The sequence below is a fragment of the Amycolatopsis sp. La24 genome, assembly GCF_029087445.1.
Classification (GTDB): domain Bacteria; phylum Actinomycetota; class Actinomycetes; order Mycobacteriales; family Pseudonocardiaceae; genus Amycolatopsis; species Amycolatopsis nivea.
Genome location: NZ_JARACH010000001.1, coordinates 303594 through 319389 on the forward strand (window position 1 = coordinate 303594; position 15796 = coordinate 319389).

At 70.4% G+C, this 15796-nt stretch carries 14 protein-coding genes and 6 tRNA genes; 9 read left to right on the top strand and 11 right to left on the bottom strand.

From position 1 onward, the window contains the following. Window positions 1-17 precede the first annotated feature (17 nt). Window positions 18-587, top strand: coding sequence for a TetR/AcrR family transcriptional regulator (locus PUT80_RS01550; RefSeq protein ID WP_238606060.1), 570 nt, complete (start codon window positions 18-20; stop codon window positions 585-587). Window position 588: 1 nt separating this feature from the next. Here PUT80_RS01550 and PUT80_RS01555 read toward each other — a convergent pair whose 3' ends face one another. Further along, window positions 589-1656 (bottom strand): DUF5937 family protein, encoded by a 1068-nt coding sequence (locus tag PUT80_RS01555; RefSeq protein ID WP_275290825.1) that lies wholly within the window; start codon window positions 1654-1656, stop codon window positions 589-591. Window positions 1657-1757: 101 nt separating this feature from the next. Here PUT80_RS01555 and PUT80_RS01560 point away from each other — a divergent pair, with 101 nt between their 5' ends. Both PUT80_RS01560 and PUT80_RS01565 read left to right on the top strand, forming a co-directional pair. Further along, entirely contained in the window at window positions 1758-2948 is a 1191-nt protein-coding gene (locus PUT80_RS01560) for an MFS transporter (protein WP_275290826.1), read from the top strand. A 4-nt stretch (window positions 2949-2952) separates the two neighbouring features. Beyond that, a complete protein-coding gene (locus PUT80_RS01565; protein WP_037806006.1) occupies window positions 2953-3723 on the top strand; it encodes an SGNH/GDSL hydrolase family protein in 771 nt (256 codons plus the stop codon). Between the two features lie 137 nt (window positions 3724-3860). Here PUT80_RS01565 and PUT80_RS01570 read toward each other — a convergent pair whose 3' ends face one another. Together PUT80_RS01570 and PUT80_RS01575 are read right to left on the bottom strand one after the other, a co-directional pair. After that, the gene (locus PUT80_RS01570) at window positions 3861-4388 is read right to left on the bottom strand and encodes a CGNR zinc finger domain-containing protein (protein WP_275290827.1); all 528 of its coding nucleotides are present in this window, start codon (window positions 4386-4388) and stop codon (window positions 3861-3863) included. Next, window positions 4349-4672, bottom strand: coding sequence for a hypothetical protein (locus tag PUT80_RS01575; RefSeq protein ID WP_275290828.1), 324 nt, complete (start codon window positions 4670-4672; stop codon window positions 4349-4351). Before PUT80_RS01575 ends, PUT80_RS01570 begins: the two co-directional genes overlap by 40 nt. Before the next feature lie 222 nt (window positions 4673-4894). On the opposite strand from PUT80_RS01575, the gene PUT80_RS01580 reads away from it, so the two are divergent. The 6 genes from PUT80_RS01580 to PUT80_RS01605 all read left to right on the top strand — a co-directional run bounded on the left by PUT80_RS01580 (window position 4895) and on the right by PUT80_RS01605 (window position 5540). After that, a tRNA-Tyr gene (locus tag PUT80_RS01580) sits at window positions 4895-4979 on the top strand. Window positions 4980-5005: 26 nt separating this feature from the next. Further along, window positions 5006-5078 (top strand) — tRNA-Gly (locus tag PUT80_RS01585). A gap of 30 nt (window positions 5079-5108) precedes the next feature. Further along, a tRNA-Arg gene (locus PUT80_RS01590) sits at window positions 5109-5182 on the top strand. Between the two features lie 126 nt (window positions 5183-5308). Further along, window positions 5309-5380: transfer RNA gene (locus PUT80_RS01595), tRNA-Gln, on the top strand. Window positions 5381-5384: 4 nt separating this feature from the next. Beyond that, window positions 5385-5456 (top strand) — tRNA-Gln (locus PUT80_RS01600). A gap of 11 nt (window positions 5457-5467) precedes the next feature. Next, window positions 5468-5540, top strand: a tRNA-Lys gene (locus PUT80_RS01605). Between the two features lie 203 nt (window positions 5541-5743). On the opposite strand, the gene PUT80_RS01610 is transcribed toward PUT80_RS01605, so the two are convergent. The 8 genes from PUT80_RS01610 to PUT80_RS01645 all read right to left on the bottom strand — a co-directional run bounded on the left by PUT80_RS01610 (window position 5744) and on the right by PUT80_RS01645 (window position 15482). Continuing rightward, window positions 5744-6202, bottom strand: a complete 459-nt coding sequence (locus PUT80_RS01610; RefSeq protein WP_238606261.1) for a hemerythrin domain-containing protein — start codon at window positions 6200-6202, stop codon at window positions 5744-5746. Between the two features lie 19 nt (window positions 6203-6221). Beyond that, window positions 6222-7448 (bottom strand): MFS transporter, encoded by a 1227-nt coding sequence (locus PUT80_RS01615; RefSeq protein WP_275290829.1) that lies wholly within the window; start codon window positions 7446-7448, stop codon window positions 6222-6224. 133 nt (window positions 7449-7581) lie between these two features. Continuing rightward, complete coding sequence (locus tag PUT80_RS01620) at window positions 7582-8349, bottom strand: YwiC-like family protein (RefSeq protein ID WP_275290830.1); 768 nt, start codon at window positions 8347-8349, stop codon at window positions 7582-7584. Then, window positions 8346-8744: a CBS domain-containing protein gene (locus tag PUT80_RS01625; RefSeq protein ID WP_275290831.1), complete on the bottom strand. Its 399-nt coding sequence runs from the start codon at window positions 8742-8744 to the stop codon at window positions 8346-8348. The genes PUT80_RS01620 and PUT80_RS01625 overlap by 4 nt, the downstream gene beginning before the upstream one ends. Further along, complete coding sequence (narI, locus tag PUT80_RS01630) at window positions 8737-9483, bottom strand: respiratory nitrate reductase subunit gamma (protein WP_275290832.1); 747 nt, start codon at window positions 9481-9483, stop codon at window positions 8737-8739. Before narI ends, PUT80_RS01625 begins: the two co-directional genes overlap by 8 nt. Next, the gene (gene narJ, locus PUT80_RS01635; protein WP_275290833.1) at window positions 9480-10157 is read right to left on the bottom strand and encodes a nitrate reductase molybdenum cofactor assembly chaperone; all 678 of its coding nucleotides are present in this window, start codon (window positions 10155-10157) and stop codon (window positions 9480-9482) included. Before narJ ends, narI begins: the two co-directional genes overlap by 4 nt. Continuing rightward, window positions 10154-11779 carry a nitrate reductase subunit beta gene (gene narH / locus PUT80_RS01640; protein WP_275290834.1) on the bottom strand — a complete coding sequence of 542 codons (1626 nt, stop codon included), beginning with the start codon at window positions 11777-11779 and terminating at the stop codon, window positions 10154-10156. Before narH ends, narJ begins: the two co-directional genes overlap by 4 nt. Before the next feature lies 1 nt (window position 11780). Beyond that, window positions 11781-15482, bottom strand: coding sequence for a nitrate reductase subunit alpha (locus tag PUT80_RS01645; RefSeq protein ID WP_275290835.1), 3702 nt, complete (start codon window positions 15480-15482; stop codon window positions 11781-11783). Between the last annotated feature and the right edge of the window lie 314 nt (window positions 15483-15796).

Here is a 15796-nt window from a genome sequence, read left to right on the forward strand (position 1 = left end):
CGACTACCATCACAGCCGTGACGGAGGACAAACCGCTGCGCGCCGACGCGCGGCGAAACCGCGCGAAGGTGCTCGAAGCCGCCGAGACGGTCTTCGCGGCCAAGGGCACCGGTGCGCCGACCGAAGAGGTCGCGCGCGAGGCCGGCGTCGGCATCGGCACGGTGTTCCGGCACTTCCCCACAAAAGAAGCACTCCTGGAAGCCGTGCTCTACGCGCGGCTGCACCGGTTCGTCGACGAGGCCGACGCCGTCGTCGCGCAGAACGCCGAGGACGCCGGGGCCGCGTTCTTCACCTTCCTCACCAGCTGGATCGAGATGTCCAGCGCCAAAAACGCCTACTTCGAAGCACTCACCGCGGCCGGGGTGTGCGTCCCCAGCACGGGTTCGGTGATCGGGGAGCGGCTGCGCGAATCCCTCGGCGTGCTCCTGCGCCGCGCCCAGGACAGCGGCGCGGTGCGGCGCGACGTCACCACCACCGAACTGATCCCGGTGATCATCGGCACCGCGAAGGCCGCCGAGCACGTCGGGTCCGACCGCGCGCTGCGGGACCGCACCATCGCGATCCTCTTCGACGGCCTCCGCACCTGAGTCAGCGCAGCACGGCGGCCAGCAGATCGGTGCCGAGCGAGGACAACTGCGGCAAGTCGAGCGAATAGCGCACGTACCGGCCCTGTCTCTTCGTGGTGAGCAGGCCCGCGCGGCGCAGGACCGCGAGATGCCGGGACACCTCCGGCGCGGACAGATCCCAGTTGTGCGCCAGCTCGCTGGTGGTGTGCGGGCTGCGCGCCAGTGTGCGGACCAGGCGCAGCCGCACCGGATGCGCGAGCGCGTCGAGCCGCAGTTCAACGGTCTCCAGCGGCACCGGAGCGATGTCGGCGACCGGATACTGCACCACCGGCCGCCAGCCCGCCGCGTGCACCACGACCAGGTGCGGACTGCCGAAGACACTGGGAATGAAGGTGACGCTTTCCCGGGCGGCGGTCGCTTTGTCCTGCAGCTTGTCCACGACGATGCGGCAGCCGTCTTCCGACAAGGCGACCGCACTGGACACCGCATCGAGCGCCGCGCGGATTCCCTTGTGCCGCAATAGATCCTGCTTGCGCCGCAGATCTGCGGAGAGCTGTGGTTCCAGCCCGGCCCAAGCACTGTCGAAGAACGCTTCGGCGCATTGCTCGAGGGTGTCGCGGATCCGGGCGCGCGTGGCCGCGGGATCTGTCAGGAGGCTTTCGGCGAACGCTTCCTGGCGAGGGCCGCGCGCTTGGGCGAGGTCGAGGGCGCGTTCGCGCGATGCTGGGTCGGTGAGCGGAGAACGGGTCGCGATCCGGGTGCTGCCGCAGGTCGAGACGAGCGCCGCGGTCGCATAGGTTTCGTCGTCGATCGCGTCGACGTCAGCCAGCTCCTCGGCGAGAGCCGGGCGCGGACGTCCGGGCAACAGGAAGTCGGCTTGCGAGGACCGCCACAGGGAATCCGCCTCTCGCACGCGTTCGGCCAGTTCGGGACGCAGACCGGCCCAAACCTCGCCCGCCCACGCGGCGAGCCGCGGATGATGGCCCGGTTCGGCGAGCACGTGCAGCATCGCGGTCAGCTCCGCGAGCGGCGACGCGGCGAACCGCACCTGCTCGGCCGGCAGTCCGGCGATGTCGATCCTCAACGGCACCGCACCAGCGTCGCCGATCGAGCGGTCCGGGACTTCGCCGGTTGACGGAAACTGCGAATCGGCGTGCTCCGCCCGAGGCTCGCGCGGCACTGTCGAGCGCCATGACCACCAAGATCCGGCCGAGCGCGCTGATCCGCGTCTCCGGCGGCCCGCGCTACGCGGCCGCCATGGCCGTCGACGCGCTCGGCACCGGCCTGTTGCGCCCGTTTCTCCTGATCTACGGCGTGACCGTGCTGGGCTTGTCCGCGCCCGCGACCGGCGCGGCCATGACCGCAGGCGTGCTCGTCGGGCTCGGCTGCATGCCGTTCGTGGGACGGTGGCTCGATCGCGGTGCGCGCACCACCGTGGTGGCCGCTTCGATGCTGGTGCGCGCACTCGGCGTCGCGATCCTGCTGGCCGCGCCGACGGGGGAGATGTGGCCGTTCGTTGGCGCGGCGATCCTTCTCTCCGCAGGCAACCAGGCTTGGCCAGCAGCGCACGCTGCGCTCGTCGCGACGCTCGCCGCCGACCGGGAACGCGACGCCGCCCTCGCCGCCGGCCGTTCCCTCCGCAACGCAGCGCTCGGCATCGGCGCGTTGCTCGCGACTGCTTGCCTGACAGGCGGCTCGGATGCGTTGCGCACCATGGCGATCGGCACCGGAATCGCGTACCTGGTCGCCGCAGGCTTGGCTTGGTCAGTGCGCCTGCGCGCCCCGGCCGTCACGGCGGAGCCGACCCTCGAGCGTGCGCCGCGGATGGGCGCGCTGCTGGGCGCGAACGTCGTCTACGCGTTCTGCCTCAACGTCCCGGAAATCGCGTTACCGCTGGTGCTGACCGCGTATCTGCACGCGTCCCCAGTGTGGTCGGCAGCGATCTTCGTGGCCAACACGGTGCTCGTGGTCGCCCTGCAAGTGCCGGTCACCGTCCTGCTCTCGCGGATCTCCCGGCGAACCGCACTAGCGACCGGCGGAATCGTGCTGACGGTGTCCTACCTCGGTTTCCTCGCCGCGACCCTGCTCGGATCCGGCTGGGCGGCACCGGCGATCGCCGCGGTCTCGGTGGTCTGCACCATCGGCGAGATCATCTACGCAGGCAGCGCCACCGCCTTCGTCCTGGCCCTCGCACCTGCACGCCTGCTCGGGCAGGCGGCCGCCCGCTTCGAACTGTCGACCGGCATCGGACTCGCGGTCTCCCCGGCAGTGCTCACCGCACTCGCTCCGCTCGGGCCTGGCGCGCTCTGGGGCGGTCTCGCGGGAGCTACGCTGCTGTCCGCGGGCGCCGTGACCAGGGCGGGGGAGCCGGGCCTAAACTGAGGCAATGACCAACCGCTTAGTCTGTATTGGCGACTCGTTCACCGAAGGCGTCGGGGACGACGATCCGTCCGCGCGCAACGGGGTGCGCGGCTGGGCCGACCGGGTCGCCGAGGTGCTGGCCGCCGGTGAGCCGGGATTCCAGTACGCCAATCTGGCGGTGCGCGGGAAGCTCCTGCCGCAGGTACTGAACGAGCAGATCGAACCGGCACTGGCGATGAAGCCGGACCTCGTCACCGTCTACGCGGGCGGCAACGACCTGATGCGGCCGCGCGTCGACATCGACAGCCTCGCCGACTCCTACGAACGCGCCGTGGCCCGCTTCCGCGCGGCCGGCGCGCAGGTGCTGCTGTTCACCGGCGTCGACGGCGTCGAGGACGCGCTGTTCCGCCAGATCCGCGGGCGGGTCGCGATCTACAACGAACACGTCCGCGGCATCGCGGCGCGGCACGAGACGCTGCTCGTGGACATGTGGTCGATGCGCCAGCTGCGCGACCGTCGCATGTGGTCCCCGGACCGGCTGCACTTGAATGCCGCCGGGCACACCGAAATCGCCATCGCCGTCCTCGACGCGCTGGGCGTGCAGCACAGCCTCACGCACGCCGCACTGGGACCGCGCCCCCGCCTGTCCACCCGGGAACAGCGCGCGGCAAACCTTCGCTGGGGCAGGGAACACGCGCTGCCGTGGATCGGCCGACGCCTGCGCGGCGAGTCCTCCGGCGACACGATCGCGCCGAAGTACCCGGAACTGCAGTCGTTCGAGGCGGTTGCTGACTGACGGGTGGTCTAGTCCGCGTTCGCCGCGGGTGCTCATTGATCGGCGGTCTAGCTCGCAAGTTGGCGCGCGCGATGGTCGGCCACGTCGGCTCGCGTGCCGCAGCGAGCAGTCGGCGCGGCTGCCGCCTCATCTGTGGCCTAGCCCGCGAGCTGCCGTGCGCGATGGTCGGCAACGTTGACCCGTGTGCCGCAGCGAGTGGAGCAGAACCGTCGGCGTCCGTTGCGCGACGTGTCCACGAACGCGACGCCGCACCCCTCACGCGCACACACGCCGAGGCGGTGCGGCTCCTCGCACACCAGATGCGCGAGCCCGCCCGCCGTGTAGGCGTAGAACCGCTCGACCACCCCCGCGCCCTCGCTGGAGTAGTGCAGATGCGGCGCTTTCCCGTCGTGACTGGCGATATTCGGCCGACACGCGGCGACGGCGAGCAACTCGTTGAGCAGATCGATCCGCGCACCGGTCGTCTCCGCGACGAACACCTGATGCAGTCGCCGCCCCCACGCGAGAATCCGCCCCGCCTCGTCCGCGGTGATGCGCGGCAGCACCATGTCGCGAGCCTGCCCCGCGGCCCGCACCTCGGCGGCCGTGACGTCGTCGCGCTGGGCAAGGGTCGCCAGGTCGGCGGCTACTTGCGCGCCCGCGCCACCGTAAGGGTTGAAGTGCACTCGCCCATTACAGCACAACCCTTCTTCTTCGGAAAGACCGGCTGGAAACTGTTCTGCGGAAAATAAGATTGACGCATGCCTTCGCGGTAGGTGAAGATGATTCCACCACAGCGGATGAAGGAGCGGACATGACGAACATGCGGACGCGGGAGATGCGAGGCCAGTATCCGGCCGCCCTCCGCGCTGTCCAGCGTGCGCCGCTCCACCAGCGCCACATCAGCCGCAAAGGCGGAATCCTGGGCGGTATCCGCTCCCTGACCTGACGCAGCAATCGCTGCACGCACAGGGAGCCGCCCATCGGGAAACCGATCCGGGCGGCTTCTCTTGTCAGGGCGGCTTCGCGCAATCAATTCGCATTTTTTCACAACTGCTGCTGCCGATTTCCGGGCGGCGGTTCTTTGACAACTGCACAGCGAAGCAAGACATTTCCGAGACTCGTCCCCGTCGCCTCACCCGCGGCCAGGACGAGCGCCGGGTCCGGCAGCCAACCGCCGCCGGACCCGCACGGTGAAGACGGGGCGGTGGCAGCCCCACCCGGCTGTAACCCGGGCGCCCTTCGCGGCAATGAGGGTTCGACTCCCTCCTTCACCACCGCGCCCGAGCCCAGGGCGCTTCCTGCGGTCGTGGTGAACTCGGCGGACACGTCGGTCTTCCAAACCGAAGCAGAGGGTTCGATGCCCTCCGGCCGCTCGCGGTCCGGTGCCTTGGCGCCGGACGCACACCCCTGTAGCTCAGTCGGACAGAGCGCCGCACTACGAATGCGGAGGCCCCAGGTTCAAGTCCTGGCAGGGGTACGGGCCCGGCGCCGAGGGGGCGCCGGGGCTTTCCGCCGGATGCGAGGGGCAGTGGCGACCCCGCCTGGTTCGGGGCCAGGAGACACCGCGTTCGACCCGCGGGCATCCGACTTCGGCAACCGTCGTTCCCGGTTGGTGTAGCAGGCAGGACAGCGGACTTTGGATCCGCTGGCCCAGGTTCGACTCCTGGACCGGGAGCCGATGCCCGTTCGTCCAACTGGCAGGACGCCGCGCTCTGGACGCGGAAACCGAGGTTCGAACCCTCGACGGGCAGCACCCAGCTCAGGCCGTTAGCTCAATCGCGCAGAGCAGCCGGCTTTTACCCGGCGGGTTCAGGGTTCGAATCCCTGGCGGCCCACTCTCGAACCCCAGGTCACCGGGCTCGGTGACCTGGGGTTTTGTGCTGTCCGGGAGCGGGTCTTCCGGTGCGGGACTGTCCATTGTGGTCTGGTGTGAGCCCGAGAGGCGCGGGCGGGGTGCGCAGAGGATGTGCTGGATCACCTTCATGTCCACTCCGGCGGCCAGCATCAGCGTCGCCTCTCCCCGCAGCTATGCCTGCCCCTAGCCTGGACACGCCCTGTACTGCGTCGAGAACCCGGCTTCGATGTTTCGGCGTACCGCGTCGACGGCCTCCCACTGGGCCGGGTCGAGCCGGCTGAGCGCGGCGGGGAAGACGCCGTCCTGCTCGGCGAGGATGTGTTCGCGCAGCAGGTGCAGCGTGGCCATCAGCCGCGCGGGCCACGCCGGGTCGGCAGGTGTCCCGTCGGCGGCCTCGCCGAGCACGTGCTCGATCTGCCGGTGCTGATCAGCCAGCGCCGCGAGGTGGTCCGGGAACTCGTCGTGCAGCGCTGGGAAAAGGCCTTGCTCTTCGACTGTCGTGTGTGGACCGAGGACTTCGGCGATCCGGCGGGCGAGGTTTGCCATCGCTGCGACGTCGTTCGCGCCGTGCGCGGTGCGGGTGCGGCTGATCAACGCGACCGCCTCGTCGTGCTCCCGGGTCAGTTCTGCGATCGCGGGCACAGCCTGGCAGCCGCAGTACTCACACACCGGCCTTCTCCACACGGAAGTGCTGCTGCAACGACCGCTTCGCCACCGTTGCGGTGAACGCGAGGGCTGCGGCGGCGACCAGCGCGAGTGCGGCAAGGCCGAGCGCATACGAGCCGAGGCCGCCGTAGAGCGCTCCCATCACCAGCGGCGGAATGAAGCCGCCCAGGCCTCCGGCAGCTCCGACGACTCCGGTCACCGAACCGACCTTGTTCGCCGGGACGAGCATGGCGACCATCGCGAACACTGCGCCGCTCCCCGCTCCGAGGGCCGCGGCCATTGCCAGGAATGCCATTGTGCCGAGCGGCATCAGGCCGGGACTGAACGCTTGTACTGCGGCGCACGCCGCGACAGCGCCGAACACGCCGACGAGCACGCGCACGGGGCCGAAGCGGTCCGAAAGCCAGCCGCCGATCGGGCGCATCACCACGGCGAAGAGGACGAAACCGGCCATCCGGTTGGCGGCGTCGCTCTGGGCCAGTCCGTAACCGGTCTTGAGGTAGGCCGGGAGGTAGACCGAAAACGCGACGTAGCCGCCGAAAGCGATCGCGTACAGTGCCGAGGCCTGCCAGGTCACCGCGAGCCGGAGGGTCTGGCGCATCCGCTGGGCCAGCGGTTCCGTCGGGACCGTGCGGTCGGGTGCGTCGCGCAGCAGGACGGCGGCGAGGATCGCGTAAGCGACGAGGACGGCCGCGGTGATCAGGAACGGGGTCGCGACGCTTCCGGCCCTGACCAGCGGGACGGTCGTCAGCGCGCTGATCGCGGTGCCGCCCATGCCCGCGCCGAAGATGCCGATCGCGAGTCCGCGCCGCTCGGGCGGGAACCAGGCGTTGACGAACGGGACGCCGATCGCGAACGACGTGCCGCCGAGGCCGAGGAAGAAGCCGCCGATCAGGAGCGCGAGCAGCGACGAACGCCCGGCGAGGCCGAGGAACAGCACCGGCAGCGCGGTCAGGGCCGAGAGCACCGGGAACATGATCCGGCCGCCGTAGCGGTCGGTGAGCGCGCCGACCGGGATCCGGCCGAGCGAGCCGACCACGACCGGGACGGCGACCATCAGGGCCTGTTCGAACGCGGTCAGCTTCAAGGAGTCCTTGAACAGCGGGCCGAGCGGGCTGAGCAGTGCCCAGGCCCAGAAGTTGAGCGCGAACCCGGCGGTCGCGAGGGTCAGCATCAGCGCGGGTCTGCCGGCTCCGGCCGGGCGGTCCTGTGTCGAGGTCATCGACGCCTCATTCGTGTCGTGCGAGCGCCCGCCGGTCGGCGAGGGCCCGTCCAGTTTCCGGCTCCGGCGGGGATCGGCAGCAGAGCCGAATTTCCCCGGGCGGGGGCCGAAGGTCCTCACCGTCCACTCCGGACTAGAAGGTGAGAAATCCCGCAGTGGCAACGGAAACCAGTCCGGCGAGCTCGACCATCCCGATCCGCGACGGCCGCCACGACGGGTCGTGCCACCAGGCGGCGCGAGCGGCGAGCAGCACGAACGCGGCCACCGGCCACCACCAGCCGGTGGCTATCGCGAGCGCGAGCGTCGCGACGACGGCGGCGAGCGAGAAAGCGCGCGCTGCGGCGGTATACGCGGGATTGGCGCGCTCGCGGATCAGCGACTTCACGTGCAGCGTGGAGCCGATGAGAGCGACGGCGGCGAGCGCCGCGGCGGCGAGCACCGGCGCGGCGGTCATGGCTGCCCAGGGCTGGCTCCCGGCGGCCACTCCGGCCACGACCGGAACCAGCAGCGCGCACTCGGCGATCAGGACGAGCTCGTTGGCCATCGACCGTTCGCGGCGCGCTCGCGCGAACCCGAGGTTGACTCCGAATAGCGTCAGATAGCCGAGCAGCGCCCAGATCAGCCAGGGACGCGCGCTGAGCACGACCGCGCCCGCTGTTACGCACACCGGAGTCCACAGCAGCGCGGCCCGGCGGAACCGGCTGGGCCGTCGTGCGGTGAGCAGCCCGGTCACGGCCCAGCCCGCCGGATGGGCGGACACCCAGGCCACCGCGAACGGGATCAGCCAGGCGGACCAGCCGCCTGCCGCGACTCCGAGCAGAAGCGGCAGGCCGAGAAATCCCCAGGCTCCGTGCTGCGGCGGAACGACGGGAGCCTTGCGGCGCGTCGTCGGTGCGGTCACCGCAGAGGCTCCGCGGCCCGCGCGGCGACGTCGGCGTCGCTGCAGAATCCGGTGCGGTGGCGTTTGAGGCACAGCAGTCCGAGCAGTGCGCCGTCGTGGTCGACGACGGCGAGTCTCCGCTGCCCGCGACGGAGCAGGAGCTGGCGCGCGTCCTCGGCGGGCAGGTCGGCGGAGACGGTCCGGCCCGTCAGCCGGGCGTACCGCAGGGCGGGGCCGGATGCGGTTTCGTCCAGGTCTTCGCGAACGAGCGTGCCCAGGAGTCGGCCGGACTCGGTGAACAGGAGCATGTGGACGTGGTCGTCGGCGAAACAAGCCCTGGCTTCGACGACGGAAGCCTTGGCGGGCAAGGTTTTCGGCAGCCGGACGACCACATCGGCGACCGTCGGTTCAGGCAAGGGTTTGCCTCTCTTCGGTCGCCCGGTCTCGCACGACGGCCGGAGCCGGTTGCGGTGCAGGCGGCGCGCCGCGACGGGCGCGGTAGACGACGTACGGCCGCCACAGGTAGGCCAGCGGCGCCGACCACACGTGCACCAGCCGCGTGAACGGCCACAGCGCGAGCAAAAGGAATCCGCCGACCGCGTGCATCTGGTAGACCAGCGGGGCGTCGATCATCAGGTGGCTCTGCGGGGAGAACCAGAAGATGCTGCGGAACCAGACGGCGATGGTCTCGCGATAGTCGTAGCCGTGTCCGAACAGGTTGACGCCGACCGTCGCGGTCATGCCGAGCACCACCATCGCGGCGAGCGCGACGTACAGGACTTTGTCCATTGTGGTCGTGGCGCGGCGCACCCGGCCGTTGACCACGCGGCGTGCGATCAGCAGCACCAGCCCGGCGACCAGCACGAGCCCGGAGAGCGTGCCGCCCCACACCGCGACGGCGTGGTACAGCCCTTCGGGGACACCGATCGCGCTCGTCAGTGACGACGGCACCAGCAGGCCGCCCGCGTGTCCCACGATCACGCCGAACGCGCCGAGGTGAAACAGCGGAGAGGCCCACCGCAGAATGCGGCTTTCCAGCAACTGGCTGGTGTGCGTCGTCCAGCCGAACTGGTCGTGGCGCCACCGCCAGACGTGGCCGAGCACGAACACCGCCAGGCAGGCGTAGGGCAGCACGATCCAGACGAACGTGGTCACGGGGCACTCTCCAGGGAAGGACACGAGCCAGAGTTGAGTTCGGGGCCGAAGCCGATCGCGTCGACATCGGCTCCGTAAGCCGCCAGCCCGACCGATTCCACCGGCGGGCCGTCGACGGCGAGCGCGGCGACCGCCGCCCGGTCGTCCGGGGTCAGCGGCGGCAGCGCGGCGACGACGGCGTCGAGGACGTGCCGGTACGGCGAACCGGCCTCTTCGAGCGCGCAGCGCAGCAATTCCAGGCCGCGCCGGTGCTGGCGCAGCGGGGCCTCGCCGTCTCCGGGACCCGCGGCGGCGGCGAATTCCAGGACCACCGGCAGGAGGTCGGGCAGTTCGCCCTCGGCCAGGCGCAGGCCGTGCGCGCGGTAGCGCTGTTTGAGCGTGAGCAAAGCGATGCCGCGTTTGCGGGTGTCGCCGTGCAGATAGTAGGTCAGGTACAGCCCGCTGCGCCGCCGCAGGTCGAACGTGCGCACGTAATGGGTCTCGACGGCAAGCGTCTCAGTGGTGAGCAACCAGTCGAGGAATCCCGTCATCCGGTCGCGGACCTCGGGGTGGGCGATCGCCGCGACCGTCTCGCGGAGTTCGTCCGCCGCGGAGAACAGCCGGGCGTCGGGATAGGCGAGCAGGACCGAGGCGAGGTCGAACAACCGGGTCCGGTCCGCCGGATCGACCGTCATGCCGTGCCTCCCGCCGGGTCGATGGTCAGCCCGAGCCTGCCGTCGGAGCGACGGCTGAGGAGGCCGCGGCGCCCTGGACGGACTCGCTCGTCTTCGGACACGAGGTGGAATCGCTCGGCGGTGGCTGCCGGTTCGGTCATCCCCGGCCCGCCCGTGCAGTCGAGCGAGCAGTCCGAAGTGGACGCTGCCTGCGCTTCGAGGGCCGCGGCGTCCTTGTCGTAGGCCGCGGGCACGACGTAGCGCTCGTCGTACTTGGCGATGGCCAGGAGCCGGTACATCGCTTCGATCTGCTCGCCCGGCATTCCCACGGCCTCGCACAGTTCCTCGGCAACAGTGCCGTCGAGGGTGCGTGCCCGCATGTAGGAGCGCATTGCGGCGAGCTTCATCAGCACTCCGGCCACCGCCTCGGAGTCGCCTGCGGTGAACAGCTCCGCCAGGTACTCCACCGGGATCCGGAGGTCGCGGATGGTGTGGAAAACGTCGTCGGCGTCGGTGTCGTCGCGTCCGGCGGCCCCGACCGCGTCGAGCACCGGGGACAGCGGCGGCACGTACCAGACCATCGGCAGCGTGCGATACTCCGGATGCAGCGGCAACGCGATCCGGTACTCGCTGATCAGCCGCCACACCGGCGACGCCTGCGTGGCGAGCACCCATTCCTCCGGCAGGCCCGCTTCATACGCCAGCCGCAACGTTTCGGGGTCGTGCGGATCGAGGAACACCGCCCGCTGCGCGGCGAGCAGCTCGTGCTCGTCCTCCACCGAGGCCGCGGCCAGTACCGCGTCCTCGTCGTAGAAGACCAGCCCGAGATAGCGCAGCCTGCCGACGCAGGTTTCGGAGCAGATGGTCGGCTGGCCCGCTTCGATCCGCGGGAAGCAGAAGGTGCACTTCTCCGCTTTGCCGGTGGCGTGGTTGACGTAGACCTTCTTGTACGGGCACGCGCTCACGCACATCCGCCAGCCGCGGCACCGGTCCTGGTCGACCAGGACGATCCCGTCCTCCTCGCGCTTGTACATCGCGCCCGAGGGACAGGCGGAAACGCACGCCGGGTTCAGGCAGTGCTCGCAGATCCGCGGCAGGTGGAACATGAACGTCTTCTCGAACTCGAACTTCACCCGCGCGGCGGCCTCGGGGTCCATGGCCGCGATGTTCGGGTCGGTTCCGGCCCGTTCGGGCGCGCCGCCGAGACCGTCCTCCCAGTTGGCGCCCCACTCCAGGCGCATGGGCTCGCCGGTGAGCGCCGAACGCGGCTGCTTGACCGGCGTGTCGGCCGACCCGGCCGGCGCGTCGAGGAGGATGTCCTTGTCGAAGGTGGCGGGTTCGTAATAGTCCTCGAGCGACGGCAGGTCCGGGTTGGCGAAGATCCGCGACAGCCGCTTCGCCCGGCCGCCGGAGCGGAGGACCAGCCTGCCCTTGGCGTCGAGCTTCCAGCCGCCTTTCCAGCGTTCCTGGTCCTCGTAGTGCTTCGGGTAGCCGATGCCGGGTTTGGTCTCGACGTTGTTGAACCAGACGTACTCGGTGCCCTCGCGATTGGTCCAGGTCTGCTTGCAGGTGACCGAGCAGGTGTGGCAGCCGATGCACTTGTCGAGGTTCATCACCATCGCCACTTGAGCGCGGATGCGCATGTCAGTACTCCACTTCCTGGCTGCGCCGCCGCACGACGGTGATTTCGTCGCGCTGGCTGCCGATCGGTCCGTAGTAGTTGAAGGCGTAGGTCAGCTGGGCGTGCCCGCCGGCGAGATGCGTGGGCTTGATCAGCAGCCGGGTCATCGAGTTGTGGTAGCCGCCGCGTTTTCCCTTGCCGCGGCCGGTTTTTTCGGTCTTCGGGACGTTCACCGTGCGCTCGGGCGAGTGGTACTGGAACACCGTGCCCTCGGGCATCCGGTGGCTGACCACGGCCCGGGCGGCGATCACGCCGTTGCGGTTGACCGCTTCGACCCAGTCGTTGTCGGCGACGCCGATCTTCGCCGCGTCCTCGACGCTCATCCAGAGCACCGGCCCGCCGCGCGACAGGGCGAGCATCAGTTCGTTGTCGTGGTACATCGAGTGGACCGACCATTTCGCGTGCGGGGTCAGGAACCGGACGGTGACGCCGCCGTCGGCGAGGTCGCCGGGCTTTCCGAAGTGCCGGGCCATGTTCAGCGGCGGCCGGTAGCCGGGCAGGTGCTCGCCGAGTTCGGCGATCCAGTCGTGTTCGACGAAGAACTGCTGCCGTCCGGTGAGCGTGTGCCACGGCTTGCGGCGCTCGACGTTGATGGTGAACGGCGAATAGCGGCGGCCGCCCTTTTCCGAACCGGACCATTCCGGGCTCGTGATCACCGGCTGTGGGGCCTGTTGGGTGGCCGCGTAGGTGACGTGCTCGGTTTCGTGGCCCTCGACCAGGTCGGTGAACTGCTGCCCGGTCTGCTTTTCCAGCTGCAGGAAGCCTTCGTGGGCGACGCGGCCGTTGGTCGTGCCGGAGAGCGCGAGGATCGCTTCGCACATCCGGTCCGCTGTGGACAGCGACGGCCGACCGGCGAGCGGGCCGTCGGCGATGACGCCGTTGCGGCGGCGCAGGTATTCCAGTTCCGGGGCGACGTCGACGGTGATGCCCTTGGTGGTGGTGCCGAGTTTGTCCAGCAGCGGGCCGACCGCGCGCATCTTGGCCCCGAGGAGGGTGTAGTCGCGCTCGATTTCGATCAGCTTCGGCATCGTCACGCCCGGCACTGGCTCGCATTCGCCGCGGCCCCAGTCCCGGACCCGCCCGGACGGCGTGGCCAGTTCGTCGGGAGTGTCGTGCTGCAGCGGCGCGGCCAGCACGTCGCGGCGAGTGCCGAGATGGGCGACCGCGAGCTCGCTGACCTTGTCCGCCAGTGCGAGGAACGCGTCGTAGTCGGTGCGCACCTCCCCGGGCGGCTCGACCGCGGGGGAGAAGGCGTGCACGAAGGGGTGCATGTCGGTGGTGGAGATGTCGTGCTTCTCGTACCAGGTCGCGGCGGGCAGCACGAGGTCGGAGTGCAGGCCGGTGTTGGTCATCCGGAAGTCGACCGTGGTGAGCAGGTCGAGCTTGCCGGTCGGCGCGTCGTCCCGCCACTTCACGTCGCGCGGGCGTTCGTCCGTGCCGCATTCGTCGGCCGAGGCGAGGGAATCCACGCCGAGCAGGTGCTTGAGGAAGAACTCGTTGCCCTTGCCCGAGGAGCCGAGCAGGTTGGCCCGCCACAGGGTCAGGCAGCGCGGGAAGTTCGCCGGGTCGTCGGGGTCGTCGGCGACCGCGTGCAGCCGTCCCGCCCGCAGTTCGCCGACGATGTGCTCGGCCGCGCTGACTCCGGCGGCCGCGGCCTCGTCGGCGAGGTCGAGCGGGTTGCGGTCGAACGCGGGGTGGCCGGGCGACCAGCCCATCCGCTGCGCGGCCGCGACCGTGTCGGCGAAGGCCATCCCGGCCAGCCTGCCCTCGCCGAGCGGGGAAGCCAGCTCGTCGGCGGGCACCTTCTCGTAGCGCCACTGGTCGGTGTGCAGGTACCAGAACGGCGTGGCGGCCTGGTGGCGCATCGGGCGCTGCCAGTCGAAGGCGAAGCTCAGGTGCTGCTGCCCGGTGAGCGGCCGGGCCTTCTCCTGCCCGACGTAGTGCGCCCAGCCGCCGCCGTTGACGCCCTGGCAGCCGGTGAGGGTGACCAGTGCGATCAGCGCGCGGTAGGTCATGTCCGAGTGGAACCACTGGTTCGCGCCCGCGCCGAGCGCGATCATCGACCGGCCGTGGCTGCGTTCGGCGTTGCGCGCCAGTTCGCGCCCGATCCGGGCGGCCAGCGCCGCCGGCACGCCGGTGATCCGCTCTTGCCAGGCCGGGGTGTGCGGGGCGTCGGCGTCGTCGTACCCGGTGGGCCACTCGCCCGGCAGGTCGCCGCGCTGGACGCCGTACTGGGCCATGAGCAGGTCGAAGACGCTGGTGACGAGGTGTTCTCCGACCCGCACGACGGGCACGCCGCGCCGCATGGTGGCGCCGCCCTCGGTCTCGCCGATGTCGAACCGGGCGAGGTCGACGGCGACCTGGCCGCTGGCGTGGCCGAGCACGCCGAGCGCGGGCACGACGTCGCCGAGGTCGAGGTTCCAGCGGCCTTCGCCCTCGGCGCCGTAACGGAAACCCAGGGATCCGTTGGGCACCAGGGGGTTTCCGGTGGCGTCGTCGAGCAGGACGGTCTTGTGCCGCGCTCCTTCGCCGTCGTCGCCGAGATCGGCGGCGGTGAGGAAGCGGTCGGTGGCGTAGACGCCGGGCTCGCGTTCCCGCAGCGTCACGAGGAACGGCAGGTCGGTGTTGGACCGCACGTAGTCGGCGAAGTAGGGCACCTGGCGGTCGCGGAAGAACTCGGTGAGGACGACGTGCCCCATGGCCATCGCCAGCGCCCCGTCCGTGCCCGGGTGCGGAGCCAGCCAGTCGTCGGCGAACTTGACGTTGTCGGCATAGTCCGGGCTGACCGCGACCACCTTCGCGCCGCGGTAGCGCGCCTCGGCGAGGAAATGCGCGTCCGGGGTGCGGGTGACCGGGATGTTGGAGCCCCACATGACCAGGTAGGTGGAGTTCCACCAGTCGCCCGCCTCGGGCACGTCGGTCTGGTCGCCCCACACCTGCGGCGAAGCGACCGGCAGGTCGGCGTACCAGTCGTAGAACGACAGCAGCGTGGCACCGAGCAGCGCGTGGTAGCGGGTGCCCGCGGCGAAGGACGCCATCGACATCGCCGGGATCGGCGAGAACCCGACCACGCGGTCGGGCCCGAAGGTCTTGGTGGTGTAGACGTGTGCGGCGGCGATCATCGTCGTCGCCTCGTCGAAGGTGGCGCGGACAAACCCGCCGCGGCCGCGCTGTTCCTTGTAGGCCTTGGCTTTGCGCGGGTCCTCGACAATGTCCGCCCAGGCCGCGACCGGGTCGCCGAACCGCCTGAGCCCGGCCCGGAACATCGTGAGCAGCGAACCCCGCACGTACGGATGGCGCACCCGCGACGGCGAGTACTCGTACCAGGAGAACGACGCACCCCGGGGACAGCCGCGCGGCTCGTAGTCGGGGCTGTCCGGCCCGGTGCCCGGGTAGTCGGTCGCCTGGTGCTCCCAGGTGATCAGGCCGTCCTTGACGAAAACGTTCCACGAGCACGAACCGGTGCAGTTCACCCCGTGCGTCGAACGCACGACGCGGTCGTAGCTCCACCGGTCGCGGTAGAACGACTCCCACGCGTTCGCGTCGATCTGGTGCAGGGTGCGCCCGTGGTCGCCGACGGTCTCCTTGGTCAGCAGCCGCCGCACGCCGAGCAGCGGTCCGTGCCCGGGAACGCGGTCGTTGGCCGGCACTGGTCGAGTGGGCAATGCGACTCCTTCGGGCGGTCGGCTCGGCGGGACTGTCCCGCTGCGACACCACCCTGGTGCCGGCCGTACGCCACCCAGCTTCGGCGAAGGAGGCGGACCGTTCACCGGGCGTTCGTCACGGGTCGAAGTGACCTTCGGCCTCTGCGGGCCGCCATGCGCGCGTACGCGCAGTCCTGTCGGGAATCCACCACGATTCCGCGGGAAGAGTCACTGGCGCCCGCCATCGCTTGGCTGCTGCACAAGCGGAACGGACGGCCGTGACGGTGTTCTCCGCAGGGAGCGGCGGCAGCGGAGGGGCCGGGGACGAGGGGAAG